Source organism: Paraburkholderia sp. (assembly GCF_036488795.1).
GTDB lineage: Bacteria > Pseudomonadota > Gammaproteobacteria > Burkholderiales > Burkholderiaceae > Paraburkholderia.
The window spans coordinates 27,447-42,953 of the sequence record NZ_DASXHA010000012.1 but is presented as its reverse complement, the minus strand read 5'-3'; the positions used below and the strand labels follow the sequence as shown (position 1 = coordinate 42,953).

Sequence of the window (15,507 nt, the reverse complement as noted above, 5' to 3'; positions counted from 1 at the left end):
GGGTACTGGCTGGTTCGCGACAAAATGACGCGTGAAATTGCTTCGCCTGTTTGAGCAAGATCACGCTTGCACGCACCGGGGCGCCGGGCGCGCAACCCGGCGCTTCGCCTCTTGCCGGTACGCACTCAGGCCGCGCCGCCGGCCTGCGCAGCAGCCTCTTCGTGTCCCGCCGCAGACGGAATCAGCAGCACCGGCAATGCCGCCTGACGCACGCAGCGCTCCGCGACGCTACCGAGGAACAGCCGTTGGACGCCGCGCCGGCCATGCGTGCCCATCACCAGCAAGTCTGCGTTGAAGGCCGCCGCGGCCTTCAGGATGACGGTTGAAACGTCGTCGATCGGCGAGGCTTCACCCGTCGCCACGCTTCCTTCCACACCGTGCTCGCGCATGGCTTCACTGAACTCCTTGCCGAGTTCGGCGCCCTGGACGATCAGCCGGTTGCGCAGAATGGACGGATCGTAGCCCGGCGCCTCGAAGTACATCGGAGTGTTTTCCACGACATAAAACGGCTGCAGGATCGCGCCCGTCGCGCTGGCCAGATTCAGCGCCGCTTCGAAGGCGCGGCGCGAGGTATTGCTGCCGTCGACCGCTACGAGGATACGTTTGTACATGTGAGTCTCCGCTTCGAGAGGTTCGGAATACGCCGTCAGGTTCCGGCTGCGCTCAATGACGACGCAATGTCGACCGATTGACGACTTATTACCGAAACCAGCTTAGATGATCGCTGAAGGGAGTGGCGTTGCGCCAGGATGTAAATCAAACACTTGTCAAATTCCGCGGCCCGGGGTGAGTGAGTCGCAGCGCAGGTAGGGCGGGCCTTTGCGCGCAAGCCTGATACCGAAAATGACGCATTTGAGCGAGCAGACGCCCGTGTTTGCCTTACAATCGGGGTCTATTCTGACAAGCCAACCTGAATCGATGATGAACGAGCGCAAATCGACGGGCCTGCCCGACAAGATCTACGGCGACATCCTCAATCGCATTCTTGAAGGCGAGTACAAGGAGGGCGAACGGCTGCCCACCGAACACGCGCTAGCCGATCGCTTCGAGACCTCGCGCCCCACGGTGCGCGAGGCCCTGGCCCGCCTGCGCGCGGACGGCATCATCGTGACGCGGCACGGCTCCGGCACCACGGTGGCGCGCCGGCCAGATCCGGATGTGCGCCGCTTCGCGCCGCTCGAAACCCTCTCCGATATCCGCCGCTGCTATGAATTCCGCATCGTGACGGAGGCGGGCGCGGCCGAGCTGGCTGCCGTCAAAGCCGAGCCCGACGATATCGCCGCCATTCAGCACGCGTGGGACGAACTGGAGCGCATCGTCGAAACCCAGGGCATTGGCGCGAAGGACGACTTTTCGTTCCATCTGGCGGTCGCAAGGGCCTCGAAAAATCCGTTTTTCATCACCGTGATGTCGTTCATCGAAGAGCAGATCGTCTTCAGCATGAACCTGTCGCGCAACCTGTCGCTGGTGAAGACGCTCGAGCGCCAGCGCCTCGTGCAGGCCGAGCATCTGGCCGTGCTCGAGGCGATCCGCCGCAAGGACAGTCCCGGCGCCGGCAATGCCATGCGCGCGCACCTCGAAAACGCGCTGGAGCGCATGTTCGGCTCCTAGTCGTCCCCGCCTTTCCGGGCCGCGTCCAGCGCGGCCCGTTTCGCTTAATCCGGTCTGTTTTTGCGCGCCGCGCGGCGTCGTTCCGAAGTGAACCCTTCTTCCCGTCCCCTGCCTTTTCGCGATGCCCTGCTGGCGATGCTGGGCATCGCGCTCGTCAACATGCTGGTCGCGCTCGACCAGACCGTGGTCAGCACGGCGCTGCCGTCGATCGTCTCGGAGTTGCGCGGCTTCGAGTACTACGCGTGGATTGCGAGTGCCTACCTGCTGGCGTCGGTGGTGACCGTGCCGGTGTTCGGGCGGCTCGGCGACTACTTCGGGCGCAAGCGTTTCGTGATTGCCGCGGTGATCGTGTTCACGGCGGCATCGGTGTTGTGCGGCGTCGCGCCCACCATGCCGTTCCTCGTGATGGCGCGCGGCCTGCAGGGCGTCGGCGGCGGCATGATGGTGGGCACCGCGTTCGCCTCGATTCCCGACCTGTTCCCCGACGCCCGCGCGCGGGTGCGCTGGCAGGTGATCATGGCGGCGGCGTACGGCATCGGCACGGCAGCGGGGCCGTCGCTGGGCGGCTGGCTGAGCCAGCACTTCGGCTGGCGTTCGACCTTCCTCGTCAATCTGCCGGTCGGCGTGCTCGCGCTGTATTTCATCTGGGCGCATTTGCCCAATTACCGGCGTGCGGTGAGCGGCGAAGTGCGCATCGACTGGAGTGGGGCGGTGCTGGTGGCACTCGTGCTGGGCGGCCTGCAGACGTTTATCGAAGCCGTGCCGAAATCGGGCTTGAGCGGCGCCAATCTGTGGCTGGCCGCGCTCGTGACGCTCGGCGCCGCGGCGCTGCTGATCTGCGAGCGGCGCGCCACTCACCCCATCATCCCGCTCGATCTGTTCAGGGACGCGCAGCTGGTCACGCTCTTCACGCTGTCGCTGTTGTCGGGCTTCGTGATGTTCTCGCTGATCTTCTTTGCGCCGCTGCTATTGCAGGGCGGCTTCGGCCTCACGCCGCAGGAGGCCGGCCTGCTCGCGACGCCGATCGCCGCCTGTATCGCGCTCGGCAGCCTGATCAACACGCGCATCGTGATTCACATGCCCAGGCCGACGCTGATTCTGTCGATCGGTTTCATGCTGCTGGTGGTCGCCTCGGTAGGACTCGCGCTGGCCACGCCCGGCACGCCGCATCTGTATCTCGAACTGGCAATGGGCGCGGTCGGCATCGGGCTCGGCTTCATTCTCAACAACCTGAACGTGTTCGCTCAGGAGATCGCCGGGCGCGAGCGCTTCGGCATTACGACGGCGCTTTTGCAGTCCACCCGGATGGTGGGCGGCATGCTCGGCACCAGCATTGTCGCCACCATCATCAACCGGCGTTACGAGGCGGGCGTGGCGGACTCGTTGCGGGTGCTGGGCGAGCCGCTGGCCTCGACGTGGCGGCCCAGACTGTCCGACCCGCGCATTCTCATCGATCCCGGCTTGCGCGACAGCCTGCTCGTCGAACTGAAGCGGGCCGGGCTGGCCGGCCCCGAACTGGTCGACGCGGCGCGCCATGTGCTGGTGCAGTCCATTCACATCGGCGTCGTGCTGACGGGTATTGCCGCGCTGATGGCCGCATTCATGGTGCGCCGGATCGCGCATATCACCTTCAAACGCAGCGGCAGCTAGGCGACGGATCGCTTCGCCGGGAGGCGCCGCGCGGCATTTTCGAAACCGCGAGGTCAAAGCTTGCACGTCGCGCAAGCTTTGACCTCGCGGTTTCGATGCTCCATTGATATTTTTTCCACTCGGCTGGACCCTTTCGCGGCGGAAAAGGACTATGCACATTGAATTGGATTTACACCTACCTACCTGGATAGGTGTGTGGTGTTTGCGGGTCCAGCAAAATTCAGACAAATAAAGACCAATCCACCAGAGAGACCCGCCATGGAATTACTTGAAAATCATTGGAAAGCCCCGGTAAGCGTGCAAAACCGCTCAGTCGAAGCTTCAGAAGTGACTTCATCCACGGTTGATCGAAATCTGATCATTGCTTACCGGAAAACGAAAAAGGAAAGCCAGCGGCGTTTCTGGGCGCGCTTTGGCGTGACGCAGTCGCGCGGCAGCCGTTTCGAATCGGGTGCTGAAATTCCGCCGCCGGTTTCAATCCTGCTGGGCCTTTACTTTACGAAAACGATTACAGACGGTGATTTAGGCCGGGCTGAACGGGTGATTTATAGCCCGGATGCCGCCGCATTGATTAATCCGGGTCAATAAGCCCGAGTTGGGTGGCAATGACGGCCGCCGCGCGTCGCGAATTCACACCGAATTTGGCCCGGATATTCTTCACGTGGAAGTTAACCGCAGCTTCCGAGCAGCTAAGAATATGCGAAATTTCCCAGGTGGATTTGCCGCGCGCGGTCCAGTTCAGACACTCGCGTTCGCGCGGGGTCAGTTGCGGCAAGACACTTTGCGTGTGAGTGTGGAGGTGGCGCCGGCTGGTGTCGACCACCACGTCGCGCAGCAGCACCAGATTGGGCAGCACGCCGTCGATGCGCTGCCAGAATTCGTCGGTTGTCCGGAAGCCGTTGGCGAAGCACAGCATGCCGGCTTCCTGGTTCGGCCCGTGGATTGGCAACGACACGCCCGAACGCAGTCCGTGCAGACAGGCTTCTTCGTAGAGCGCCCGCTGCGCGCGAGTGGTAAATAGCTCCGACGTCCAGAGAAGTGGCGTGGAGCGCGTGAGGCAATGCGTGATGGTGGGGTCGATATGCATGAACCCCTGTTCCTGATAGGTACGGCGCCAGGTAGGTGAATAGGTGCTACGCAGATAGGCATCTTCGAGCCGCATGCCGGGGCGCGGCAGTAATGCAATCAGAACCCTGTCGAAGCCCCACTTACCGGCGATTTGCGTGACTGCATCGAACCACGCCGGTTCATCCGGGGCGTCCAGCAATGGCGACATTTGCTCGATAAACTGTAGCGGCACGTCTAGTCTCCGACGCAGCGGCCCTGGCTGCGGTTACGTCGGCGCGAACTCGCGACCGGCATGGTATCCGGCAGCAATTTATCATCATTTATTCCCGTGCGACTCGAAAACAAAAAGTCAGGGACTTCTAATTCGGGCATTTTCGATTCGACGTCAATCCGGTTTGAAACACTAAAATATCCTCATTTAGCCAAAAATCGCCAAAGGGACCGTGTAGATATGGCGTGGCGCCTAGCCTTCCATGATTGATCCGGAAACGGTTACCGGCTGATTTAACAATTCATGCAGCTGTTTTTGCGTCGTTCACGGCACCCGTTTTCAAAACCGTTCGGGATGATGGTAAACCCGGTTATTGGTTTTATATTGGGGCCGCAGCTGCGCTGCGACGTGGCGGATACGATCGCTAACGTCGCTATGGATTGGTTGCACGGTATGAAAGGCTGACGGCAGCTTTGCCGTGCGGGGACCTGTTCAAAGCCGCCACCTGCACGCGGTCGCGACAGACATGATCGGCGATCGGCGGCCCGTCCAACTATCGGTCATCATCGCATGTTGTCATACGAAATTTATGCCGCTCGGGCGCGCACCGGGATTTCCGCGGGCCCCGGGGTTCGCCGCAAACACACTGAATTGAAAGGTTTCTTTCGCTTCGCGCGGGAGCAGGTCCGAATCAATGGCAGGTTCACCACCGCAAATGTTGTTTGACAACTGTGCTTGCGGAGTGCTACCTTGGCATCAATTCTTCGATCCTGCCGTGAGGTGCCATGAAAGTCTCTCCGATCCTCGATAGCGAGTTCGCCGCCACCGTGATGGCTGTGCCGCCGCTTGCCCGCCGTGCCGACTACTCGCTCGACGCCGCGGAAAACCAGAAACTGATCCGGCACATCGAGGCGGGCGGCGTACGCACCTTGCTGTACGGTGGCAACGCAAACCTGTATCACGTCGCGGTCAGCGAATACCGCGAACTGCTCGACATGCTCGCGGAGTGCGCCGGCCCGGACACGCGCGTGATTCCGGCTATCGGTCCTGACTACGGCAAGATGCTCGATCAGGCGCGCATCCTTGCGCAGACCTCTTACCGCACGGCCATGGTTCTGCCGCTCGCCGGATTTACGACGTCCGAAGGCGTCGAAGCGGGCCTGACGCGCATCGTGGATGCGGCCGGCATCCCGCTCACGCTGTACATCAAGAGCGAGAACTACGTGGATGTCGACACGCTGGCGCGTCTGGTCGAACGCGGTACGTTGCTGGCGGTGAAGTACGCAATCGTGCGCGACGACCCGGCCAACGACGACTACCTGCGCCGTCTGCTGCAAAGCGTGCCCGCCGCGAAGGTGGTGTCCGGCATGGGCGAGCGCCCGGCGCTCGTGCACCTGCGCGAATTCGGGCTCGCCGCCTGGACCACCGGCTCGGGCTGCATTGCCTCACACGCCGTGATGGCCCTGCTGCACGCCACCAAGGCCGGCCGCATGGACGAGGCGCAGCGCATCTATGACGCCTTCATGCCGCTCGAAACCCTGCGCGACGACATTTCGCTGATCCGTGTCCTGCACGACGCCGTGACGTTCTCGAAGATCGCCGATATGGGTCCGATGCTGCCGCTGCTCAGTTCCAGTCCGCAGGAGCATCATGCGGGTATCGACAGTGCAACTCAGGCGCTGCTCGCGTTCGAGCGCCAGTTCGCGGAAGCGTCCGCGACCCACTGACGACGTCCTCCCGGTGCCTTGCCGCAAGCTGTGCGGCCGCACCCGGGCGCGGCTCAGTCCGCGGTTCGGTTCACCGTTCGGTTCGCAGTTCCGTCTTAAGCCGGCGCCTCGCGTCAGTCGGGCCGCACGGCGTTTCAGAGGAGTGACAAGATGCAAATTACCGGAGACATGTTGATCGGCGCTTCCGCGGTGCGCGGAACGAAGGGCACGCTGCGCGCGTTCGACCCGGTCCACAACACGGAAATCGAGCCGACCTTCGGCGCCGGCGGCGCAGTGGAGGTCGATCGTGCGTGCGACCTGGCCGCGCTGGCGTTCGATCCATACCGTCACGCGCCGCTCGAGACACGTGCGCGGTTTCTCGAAGCGATTGCCGGGAACATCCTCGCACTCGGCGATGCGCTGATCGAGCGTGCGCACCTCGAATCGGCGTTGCCGGTGGCACGTCTCGAAGGCGAGCGCGGCCGCACGGTGGGCCAGCTCAAGCTGTTTGCGTCGCTGGTGCGGGAAGGCCGCTGGCTGACCGCCACGCTCGATTCGGCTTTGCCGGAGCGCACGCCACTGCCGCGCCCGGATCTGCGGCTGCAAAAGATTCCGGTCGGACCGGTGGCGGTGTTCGGTGCGAGCAATTTTCCTCTGGCGTTTTCGGTGGCCGGCGGCGATACGGCCTCCGCGCTGGCTGCCGGCTGTCCGGTTGTCGTGAAGGCGCATCCGGCTCACCTCGGCACTTCCGAGCTGGTCGGCCGCGCGATCCAGAAAGCCGTCGCCGACAGCGGCTTGCCGGAAGGCGTGTTCTCGCTCGTCGTCGGCGCCGGCAATGAAATCGGCGAGGCGCTGGTCAGGCATCCGGCCATCAAGTCGGTCGGTTTCACGGGTTCGCGGCGGGGCGGTCTCGCGCTGGTCGAGATCGCTTCGAAGCGGCGCGAGCCGATTCCCGTGTTCGCGGAAATGAGCAGCATTAACCCGTTTTTTGTCTTGCCGGGGGCACTCGCCAAACGTGCCGAAACGTTGGCCAGCAGTCTGATCGATTCCGTGACACTCGGTGTGGGCCAGTTCTGCACGAACCCCGGGCTCGTGCTGGTGCTCGAAGGTCCGCACACGCGCGGCTTTATCGACGCGGCCGCTCAGGCACTCGCCAAAAAGAGCGCGCAGACGATGCTGAGCCCGGGCATCGCCACCGCGTACCAGGATGGCGTGACACACCGCGCGCAACAGAGCGGCGTGCAAAGCGTGGCGCAAGGCACGGCAACCGAGGCGGCCTGCGCCGCATTGCCCGTGCTGTTCGAAACCAGCGCGGCGCAATTCTTCGCGAGCGCGCAACTCGAAGGCGAGATCTTCGGACCGTCTTCGTTGATCGTGACGTGTGCCGACATGGATGAAATGGTGCAGGTCGCCGAGCATCTCGAAGGTCAACTCACCGCGACGCTGCAACTCGAAGCGGACGACCATGCTTTGGCGCTGCAGCTGTTGCCGACGCTCGAACGCAAGGCGGGACGCATTCTTGCCAACGGTTTTCCCACCGGCGTGGAAGTCTCGTACGCGATGGTTCATGGCGGTCCGTTCCCGGCTACCTCGGATGCACGCGCGACGTCGGTGGGCGCGACTGCAATCGAACGCTTTCTGCGTCCGGTCTGTTATCAGGATTTGCCGGCTGAACTGTTGCCCGAAGCGCTGCACGACGACAACCCGCTCAAGCTCTGGCGTCTGCGCGACGGCAAGCTGGGCCAGAGCTAAATGGAGGGTGCCTTGCAGCGGCGGGTCCCAGCGGTGAGTCCTCGAGGCCGCTGATAGCGGCCTGTCGCGTTGCGTTGCCGGTCGCGGCACCCTTCATCGAAACGGACCTGAAGAGCCGTGTCCCAGCGCCGCGGACACGGCGCCTGCAAGGCGGACCTCGTGAGCAGCAGACGCCATTCAAGGGCACCATAGAGGGCTCGCCAGGCCACGCCCAGGCATCACCCGGACATGACCCAGGCATCATTCAGGCAACCTCAAGGACATCGCATGACCGACATCAACCGACGCTATCCCGACCCCGCAGTCCGCATCCTCGATCCGCGCTTCAAGGACTTACGCCTTTCGTCGGCTTCGGTCGAATGCCTGTTCCAGGGCGCGCGCTGGTCCGAAGGTCCGGTGTGGTTCGGGGACGGGCGCTATCTGTTGTGGAGCGACATTCCCAATAACCGCATCCTGCGCTGGGATGAGCAGAGCGGCGTGGTGACGCCCTATCGCCAGCCGTCGAACAATGCGAACGGCCACACGCGCGATCGCGAAGGGCGCCTCATCAGCTGCGAACATCTGACCCGGCGCGTCACGCGCACGGAATATGACGGCTCGATCACGGTGATTGCGGATCGATATCGCGGCAAGCGATTCAATTCGCCCAACGACGTGATCGTGAAATCCGACGGCTCGATCTGGTTCAGCGATCCGACCTTCGGCATCGACGGCTTTTATGAAGGCGAGCGCCAGGAGTCCGAGCTGCCCGCATGTGTGTATCGGGTGGACGGCCAGAGCGGCGAAGTGACGATGATGATCGACGACGTGCTCGGCCCGAACGGCCTCGCGTTCTCGCCGGACGAGTCGGTGCTGTACGTGGTCGAATCGCGCGGCGAGCCGCGCAAGATCCGCGCATTCGATGTCGCGAACGGCGCGCTGACCCATAACCGCGTGCTGATCGACGCGGGGCCTGGAACGCCGGACGGTTTTCGCGTGGATATCCACGGCAATCTGTGGTGCGGCTGGGGCATGGGCACCGACGAACTCGACGGCGTGCGTGTTTTCACGCCTCAAGGCGAAGCGATCGGCCATATCGCGCTGCCCGAGCGCTGCGCGAACGTGTGCTTTGGAGGCCGGCATCGCAACCGGCTTTTCATGGCCGCAAGCCACGGACTCTATTCGCTGTATGTGAACACCCAGGGCGTGCAGGGCGGTTGAGCGCGTGAGGATGCGGGACGGCGGCACTGCGCAGGAAGACGTGCCATCTGCAATGCATCAAGTTGCCTAACAAGTGGGTGGAAAATCCGTTTGGCAAGTTCGGGTTTGCCCTTGGGAATTTCCACCAGTGCTTTGTATCAAAAGGCTTTCAGCGGGTTGGTGCGCGCTTCGCGGCGCGCGGTCAAACCCGACAATTTGCTTGACATCAACAGTTGGCGTTCGTTATGTTCCTTTGAGAGACACGTACCGCCCGCACCGCGAATGACCGGCGGACTTCCATACCAAGAAGCGAGGAGATGTAATGACTTTTTCGGGCAGCTTGTCGGTCAGGTTAGCGGGTTTATGCATGGCGGTCGGGGTCGCATGGAGCGCGGGCTACGCGCTGCCGGCACGGGCGGCGGATCCGGTCACGCTGAATATCGTCGATGTGGCCGGTAACCTTCAACTCACGCAAAAGGGCTTCGAAGCCTTCAAGGCGAAGTACCCGAATCTGGTCGCCAACATCACCTACACGAATGCGCCCGCGCCGCAACTGCCTGGCAAGATCAAGGCAATGCAGGCCGCCGGCCGCTCGGATATCGATCTGGTGCTGACCGGCACCGACGCGCTCGCAGCCGGCATCCAGCAGAATCTGTGGATCAAGCTGCTGCCGGATCAGGCCGCCACCTTCCCTGGCGTGCTGGACAAATACGCGCCGGGTCCGCGCAAGATGCAAGACCTCGCGCAGGGCTTCGGGCTCGAGGTTGCGTATATGCCTGCTGGACCGCTGCTCGAATACAACCCCGCGAAGGTCAGCGACCCGCCGAAGACGCCCGAGCAACTGCTGCAGTGGTGCAAGGCGCATCCGAACAAGCTGATTTACGCCCGGCCGGCGAACTCGGGCCCGGGCCGCACGTTCCTGATGGGTCTGCCGTACGTGCTGGGCGACAAGGATCCGCGCGATCCGATCCATGGCTGGGATAAGACGTGGGCGTTCCTCAAGCAACTGAACGATTGTGTGCCGTATTACCCGGGCGGCACCTCGGCGGTGATGAAGGAGCTGGGCGAGGGCACGCGCGACATGACGGTCACCGTGACCGGCTGGGACATCAACCCGCGTGCGCTTGGCATCGTGCCGGCTGAGTTTCGCGTGCAGGGCTTCGACAACATGACGTGGGTGGACGACGCGCATTACATGGTGATCCCGAAGGGCGTGCCGAAAGAGAAGCTCGACGTGCTCTACAAGCTGATGAATTTCATGCTCGAACCGGCGCAGCAGGCGCTGACTTACGACGACGGTTATTTCTATCCGGGCCCGGCAATCAAGGGGGTGTCCGTCGATCAGGCGCCCGCGCATAGCCAGGACGTGTTGAAGAAGTACGGCAGGCCGGAGTATGCGCAAATGCTGGCCAGTCATCCGCACGTGTTGCCGCTCGATGCGGCGGCGATGGTCGCCGCGTTCCAGAAGTGGGACCGCGAAATCGGCGCGCAGAAGAGTCAGTGAGCCGCTCGCCGAGCATGCCCGCGAGCAGGTTCACGCGGGCCGACCGCTAAAGCAGGAAACCGCCATGAAGCATTATTTTGAGCAGTTGCGCCTCGACTCGGTGAGCCGCAGTTTCACGAATGCTGAAGGCCACGCGGTGGCCGCGTTGCAGGGGCTGGATCTGAACATCCGGCGCGGTGAATTCATCGCCTTGCTCGGGCCGTCGGGCTGCGGTAAATCCACCGCGCTCAACTGCATCGCCGGCCTGCAGCCTTTGTCTGGCGGTGGCATCTGGCTCGACGACACGCGTATCGACGTGCTGCCGCCCGAGAAACGCGGCTTCGGCATGGTGTTCCAGAACTACGCGCTGTTTCCGCACATGACCGTGCTCGATAACGTGGGCTTCGGTCTGAAGATGCGCGGCGTCGCAAAGAGCGAAGCAGTGCGCCGCGCGCGCGAAGCGTTGCAGCTCGTACAACTGGTCGGCCATGAAGGCAAGCTGCCGGGGCAACTGTCCGGTGGCCAGCAGCAGCGTGTGGCGATCGCGCGCGCCATTGTGATCGAACCGCCGCTCGTGCTGATGGACGAGCCGCTGTCGAATCTCGATACGAAGCTGCGCATCGAGATGCGCGCGGAGATCCGGCGCATCCATAGCCAGCTCGAGCGCGCGACCCTCTACGTGACGCACGATCAGGACGAAGCGCTGTCAATGGCGGACCGCATCGTCGTGATGAGAGAAGGCGTCGTGCAGCAGGTGGCAACGCCCAAAGAAGTCTACGGACGGCCGAAGAATCTGCATGTCGCACGCTTCATGGGTTATCGCAACGTCGTCGAGTTCATCCTCGAAGGCACGCAAGGCGAAGCGGTCGCCGTGAACGCGCACGGTGTGCGCCTGCTCGGCACGCCCATGCACGGTTTCAATAGCAAGCGCGTGAGCGTCGCGTTGCGCCCGGAAGATATGGAACGCTGCACGCCTGTTGATGAAAACGCGTTCGGTGCTGAAGTCACCACCGTCGAGTACGGCGGCCGTGACTCGCTGATTCGCGTGAAAACCGCGTTCGGCGAATTGTGGGCGCGAGTGGCCGGCGACTTCACGGAGGGCGAGCGCATCACGCTGCGGGTGCCCCCAGCGCGTACACTCGTCTATGACGGTGACGCGGCATGAACACCACGACGCTCTCGCCGCCAGTCGCCGCGCGCGACGCCAAGGGCTGGCTGGTTGCGCCTGCGCTGATCTTTATCGTCGCGCTGTTTATCTATCCGTTCGCGTATGGCCTGGTATTGTCGTTCCATCCGATGAACGGCGGCGGCCTGTGGGCGAACTACGTGGCGTTCTTCACCGATACGTCGATGTGGCCCACTATCCTCGTGACACTGAAGCTCGCAGTGCCGGCGACGCTGATCAACGTGGGCGTGTCGATCCCGGTGGCGTTCGCGTTGCGGCGCAATTCGCCCTATCAGAAGCTCGTGACGACGCTGCTGGTGATTCCGGTGACGCTCGGCACGGTCTTGATCGCCGACGGCATGCTGACGTATTTCGGCCCGAACGGCTGGTTTCCGCAGGTGCTGCAAGGCCTGCATCTGTATAGCGGGGAAGTGCGGCTTACGCACAACTTCTGGGGTGTGCTGATTTCGTTGATCGTGTCGGGTTTCCCGTTTGCGTTTCTGTTGACGCTGTCGTACGTGACGGGCATCGATCCGACGCTTGCCAGCGCCGCTGCGACGCTCGGTGCGAGTCCGTGGCAGCAGTTTCTGCGCATCTATCTGCCGTTGCTGGTACCGGGTCTGACCATGGCGGCCTGTCTGTCGTTCGTGCAAGCGTTTTCGGTGTTTCCCTCGGCGGTGCTGCTCGGCGCGCCGGCCGGACCGACGCGCGTGATGTCGATTGCCGCTGCCGAAGCCGCCTTCGAGAGCTACGACTATTCGCTGGCGTCGGCGATTGCGATGGTGATGGGTTTCGTGCAACTGCTGGTGGTAGCCGGCATGCTCGGCGCGCGCCGCTTCTTCTATAGCGGCCCGGTGACGGGAGGAAAGGGCTGATGACAACCGATCGCCACGCCACGCCGCGCTGGTCCGCCTCCGACTCTACGCCCGCCTCCGGCGCGCAACCGCAGCCCGGCGAACAGCAGGCCAAGGCCGTCAGGCAGCGGACCCCGCTGCCCGAGCGCATCTGGAAAACACTCGTCTGGGCCGCGGTGGTGTTTTTCCTCGTCAACGTCGTGCTGCTGATTGCGACGGTGGCCGTCAACTCCGTTGCCACGCGCTGGTTCGGCACGCTGTTGCCGCAAGGCTTCACGCTGCACTGGTACGCGCAGGCCTGGGGCGATTTCCAGCTCGCCAGCGTGCTATGGGTGACGCTCGAAGTGGTCGGCGCGGTGGTGATCCTGTCGGTACTGCTCGGCGTGCCCGCCGCGTATGCCTTGGCGCGTGTGCAATTCCGCGGCAAGCGTTTCGTCGTGCTGACGTTCCTGTTGCCGCTGATGGTGCCGCCTGTGACATACGGCATTCCAATGGCGACTGTGATGTACAGGATCGGGCTCGCCGGCACGCTGCCTGGCGTGATCCTCGCGAATCTCGTACCCGCTCTGCCGTTTGTGATTCTGGTGATGACGCCCTTCATCGAGCAGATCGATCCGAATCTCGAAGCGGCGGCGCGCATCTTCGGCGCGAACACGTTTCGATATTTCCGTTATGTGCTGCTGCCGCTGCTGGTGCCCGGCATGCTCGCCGCCGGTCTGCTCGTGCTGGTGCGCACCATCGGCCTGTTCGAGCTGACTTTCTTCACAGCCGGCCCAGGCACGCAGACACTGGTGGTCGCGTTGTACTACGCGGTGTTTTCAACCGGCGTGCGCGCGCCGCAATCAATCGACGCCATGGCGATGATCTACATGGCGATCACCCTCATCTGGGTGTTGATCGCGCTACAGTTCGTGAGCCCGACGCAGATCGTCTCACGTGTGAAAGAACAGAAGCGCTGAGCGGCCGGATGCTCAAGCGTGTTTATTAACGGCTTTTGTTGCCAAAGACGTCGTTGGAGAGTGTGTTGTGACCAAGAGAAAGTCCCCTGAAGAATTGCGCAGCCATCGCTGGTATGGCGTCAATGACCTGCGTTCGTTCGGCCATCGTTCGCGCACAGCGCAGATGGGCTACAGCCGCGAAGAATATGCGGGCAAGCCGGTGATCGCGATCCTCAATACATGGAGCGAGATGAATCCTTGCCACACGCACTTCAAGCAGCGTGTCGAGGAAGTCAAGCGCGGGATCTGGCAGGCGGGCGGTTTTCCGATCGAGCTGCCGGTGCAGACACTCTCCGAGCCGTTCCAGAAACCGACCACCATGCTCTACCGCAACTTCCTCGCAATGGAAGCGGAAGAGACGCTGCGCTCGTACCCGGCGGATGGCGTGGTGCTGATGGGCGGCTGCGACAAGACCACGCCCGCGCTCCTGATGGGTGCGATTTCGATGGACCTGCCGACCATCTTCCTGCCCGCCGGCCCGATGCTGAGCGGCAACTGGAACGGTGTGACGCTCGGCTCCGGGTCGGACACCTGGAAGTATTGGGCCGACCTGCGCGCGGGCAAGATTACCGATGAAGACTGGCAAGGTGTGGAAGGCGGCATTGCGCGCTCGCCGGGTCATTGCATGACCATGGGCACCGCCTCGACGATGACAAGCGCCGCGGAAGCGCTCGGCTTCACGCTGCCGGGTTTCGCGTCGATTCCGGCGCCGGATTCGCGTCACGCTCAGATGTCCGCGAAAACCGGCATGCGCATTGTCGATATGGTGTGGGAAGACCTGAAGCCGTCGGACATCCTCACGGCCAAATCGATCGACAACGCGGTGACCACGTGTCTCGCGCTGTCCGGTTCGACCAACGCGATCGTGCACATGATCGCACTGGCGCGCCGTGCCGGCATCGATCTGACGCTCAACCGCTACGACGATATTTCGCGTCATACGCCGGTGCTGGCCAATGTCCGTCCGACCGGCAAGTTTCTGATGGAAGACTTCTACTACGCGGGCGGCCTGCAGGCGATGCTGGTCGAACTCGGCGAACTGATCGACCGCTCGCAGATGACTGTGAACGGTCGCACGCTTGGCGAGAACATCGAAGGCGCGAAGATTTTCAATGACGACGTGATTCGCCGCCGCTCGGCCCCGTTACTGCCGAACAACGGTCTCGCGGTCCTGCGCGGCAATATCGCGCCGGATGGCGCGGTGATCAAGCCAGGCGCGGCGGAGGCGAAGTTGCTGGTGCATACCGGCCGGGCAGTGGTGTTCAAGGACTACAACGACATGGCCGCGCGGATCGACGACGACGCACTGGACATCGACGAGACGTGTGTCATCGTGCTGCAGCACGCGGGTCCGGTGGGCGCGCCGGGTATGCCGGAGTGGGGCCAGTTGCCGATCCCGAAGAAGCTGCTGCAAAAGGGCGTGCGCGACATGCTGCGCATTTCCGACGCACGCATGAGCGGCACGAGCTACGGTGCATGCGTGCTGCATGTGGCGCCCGAGTCGTTCATTGGCGGCCCGTTCGCGCTGGTGCAGGACGGCGACATGATCGAGCTCGACGTACCGCAACGCAAGCTGAACGTGCTGGTGCCGGATGAAGAACTGGCGCGCCGCAAGGCTGCCTGGGTCGCACCCGCGCCGCGCTTCACGCGTGGCTACGGCGCGATGCATCAGGTGCACGTCATGCAGGCGAACAAGGGTTGTGATTTCGACTTCCTGCAGCGCGGCGGTTCGCAGGCGGAGGCCGGCGAGCCGGAGATTCACTGAGGCGCATTGAGGCTCATCGAATCTCATTGAATTACGGTAGAACGCGCTGCGGCTTTGCACAGCCG

At 63.1% G+C, this 15,507-nt stretch carries 13 protein-coding genes; 11 read left to right on the top strand and 2 right to left on the bottom strand.

Annotated elements, in window-relative coordinates; genetic code table 11:
• Positions 1 to 125: 125 nt before the first annotated feature.
• Positions 126 to 611 (bottom strand): universal stress protein, encoded by a 486-nt coding sequence (locus tag VGH41_RS01595; RefSeq protein WP_331595564.1) that lies wholly within the window; start codon positions 609 to 611, stop codon positions 126 to 128.
• 310 nt (positions 612 to 921) lie between these two features.
• On the opposite strand from VGH41_RS01595, the gene VGH41_RS01590 reads away from it, so the two are divergent.
• The 3 genes from VGH41_RS01590 (at position 922) to VGH41_RS01580 (ending at position 3,849) form a co-directional block, all read left to right on the top strand.
• Complete coding sequence (locus VGH41_RS01590; protein WP_331595563.1) at positions 922 to 1,611, top strand: FadR/GntR family transcriptional regulator; 690 nt, start codon at positions 922 to 924, stop codon at positions 1,609 to 1,611.
• 135 nt (positions 1,612 to 1,746) lie between these two features.
• A complete protein-coding gene (locus VGH41_RS01585) occupies positions 1,747 to 3,261 on the top strand; it encodes an MFS transporter (RefSeq protein ID WP_331595570.1) in 1,515 nt (504 codons plus the stop codon).
• Between the two features lie 258 nt (positions 3,262 to 3,519).
• On the top strand, positions 3,520 to 3,849 hold the full coding sequence (locus VGH41_RS01580; protein WP_331595562.1) for an XRE family transcriptional regulator: 330 nt from the start codon (positions 3,520 to 3,522) through the stop codon (positions 3,847 to 3,849).
• Here VGH41_RS01580 and VGH41_RS01575 read toward each other — a convergent pair.
• Entirely contained in the window at positions 3,833 to 4,537 is a 705-nt protein-coding gene (locus VGH41_RS01575; protein ID WP_331595568.1) for a LuxR family transcriptional regulator, read from the bottom strand. The genes VGH41_RS01580 and VGH41_RS01575 overlap by 17 nt on opposite strands.
• A 788-nt stretch (positions 4,538 to 5,325) precedes the next feature.
• Between VGH41_RS01575 and VGH41_RS01570 the strand changes: the two genes are divergently transcribed.
• The 8 genes from VGH41_RS01570 to araD all read left to right on the top strand — a co-directional run bounded on the left by VGH41_RS01570 (position 5,326) and on the right by araD (position 15,442).
• The gene (locus VGH41_RS01570) at positions 5,326 to 6,267 is read left to right on the top strand and encodes a dihydrodipicolinate synthase family protein (protein WP_331595560.1); all 942 of its coding nucleotides are present in this window, start codon (positions 5,326 to 5,328) and stop codon (positions 6,265 to 6,267) included.
• Between the two features lie 150 nt (positions 6,268 to 6,417).
• Positions 6,418 to 7,998 (top strand): aldehyde dehydrogenase (NADP(+)), encoded by a 1,581-nt coding sequence (locus tag VGH41_RS01565; RefSeq protein WP_331595559.1) that lies wholly within the window; start codon positions 6,418 to 6,420, stop codon positions 7,996 to 7,998.
• A gap of 267 nt (positions 7,999 to 8,265) precedes the next feature.
• Positions 8,266 to 9,198 (top strand): SMP-30/gluconolactonase/LRE family protein, encoded by a 933-nt coding sequence (locus VGH41_RS01560; protein ID WP_331595557.1) that lies wholly within the window; start codon positions 8,266 to 8,268, stop codon positions 9,196 to 9,198.
• 301 nt (positions 9,199 to 9,499) lie between these two features.
• Positions 9,500 to 10,681, top strand: coding sequence for an extracellular solute-binding protein (locus tag VGH41_RS01555; protein ID WP_331595555.1), 1,182 nt, complete (start codon positions 9,500 to 9,502; stop codon positions 10,679 to 10,681).
• Between the two features lie 64 nt (positions 10,682 to 10,745).
• Positions 10,746 to 11,825, top strand: a complete 1,080-nt coding sequence (locus tag VGH41_RS01550; protein WP_331595554.1) for an ABC transporter ATP-binding protein — start codon at positions 10,746 to 10,748, stop codon at positions 11,823 to 11,825.
• Complete coding sequence (locus VGH41_RS01545) at positions 11,822 to 12,700, top strand: sugar ABC transporter permease (RefSeq protein WP_331595552.1); 879 nt, start codon at positions 11,822 to 11,824, stop codon at positions 12,698 to 12,700. The genes VGH41_RS01550 and VGH41_RS01545 overlap by 4 nt, the downstream gene beginning before the upstream one ends.
• A complete protein-coding gene (locus VGH41_RS01540) occupies positions 12,700 to 13,638 on the top strand; it encodes an ABC transporter permease (RefSeq protein WP_331595551.1) in 939 nt (312 codons plus the stop codon). The genes VGH41_RS01545 and VGH41_RS01540 overlap by 1 nt, the downstream gene beginning before the upstream one ends.
• Positions 13,639 to 13,705: 67 nt before the next feature.
• Positions 13,706 to 15,442, top strand: coding sequence for an L-arabinonate dehydratase (gene araD / locus VGH41_RS01535; protein ID WP_331595549.1), 1,737 nt, complete (start codon positions 13,706 to 13,708; stop codon positions 15,440 to 15,442).
• Positions 15,443 to 15,507: the final 65 nt, after the last annotated feature.

Excerpts from the sequence above, each read along its gene's own strand:
- VGH41_RS01595 (WP_331595564.1), bottom strand. The coding sequence starts at position 611 with ATGTACAAACGTATCCTCGTAGCGGTCGACGGCAGCAATACCTCGCGC.
- VGH41_RS01590 (WP_331595563.1), top strand. The coding sequence starts at position 922 with ATGAACGAGCGCAAATCGACGGGCCTGCCCGACAAGATCTACGGCGAC.
- VGH41_RS01585 (WP_331595570.1), top strand. The coding sequence starts at position 1,747 with ATGCTGGGCATCGCGCTCGTCAACATGCTGGTCGCGCTCGACCAGACC.
- VGH41_RS01580 (WP_331595562.1), top strand. The coding sequence starts at position 3,520 with ATGGAATTACTTGAAAATCATTGGAAAGCCCCGGTAAGCGTGCAAAAC.
- VGH41_RS01575 (WP_331595568.1), bottom strand. The coding sequence starts at position 4,537 with ATGTCGCCATTGCTGGACGCCCCGGATGAACCGGCGTGGTTCGATGCA.
- VGH41_RS01570 (WP_331595560.1), top strand. The coding sequence starts at position 5,326 with ATGAAAGTCTCTCCGATCCTCGATAGCGAGTTCGCCGCCACCGTGATG.
- VGH41_RS01565 (WP_331595559.1), top strand. The coding sequence starts at position 6,418 with ATGCAAATTACCGGAGACATGTTGATCGGCGCTTCCGCGGTGCGCGGA.
- VGH41_RS01560 (WP_331595557.1), top strand. The coding sequence starts at position 8,266 with ATGACCGACATCAACCGACGCTATCCCGACCCCGCAGTCCGCATCCTC.
- VGH41_RS01555 (WP_331595555.1), top strand. The coding sequence starts at position 9,500 with ATGACTTTTTCGGGCAGCTTGTCGGTCAGGTTAGCGGGTTTATGCATG.
- VGH41_RS01550 (WP_331595554.1), top strand. The coding sequence starts at position 10,746 with ATGAAGCATTATTTTGAGCAGTTGCGCCTCGACTCGGTGAGCCGCAGT.
- VGH41_RS01545 (WP_331595552.1), top strand. The coding sequence starts at position 11,822 with ATGAACACCACGACGCTCTCGCCGCCAGTCGCCGCGCGCGACGCCAAG.
- VGH41_RS01540 (WP_331595551.1), top strand. The coding sequence starts at position 12,700 with ATGACAACCGATCGCCACGCCACGCCGCGCTGGTCCGCCTCCGACTCT.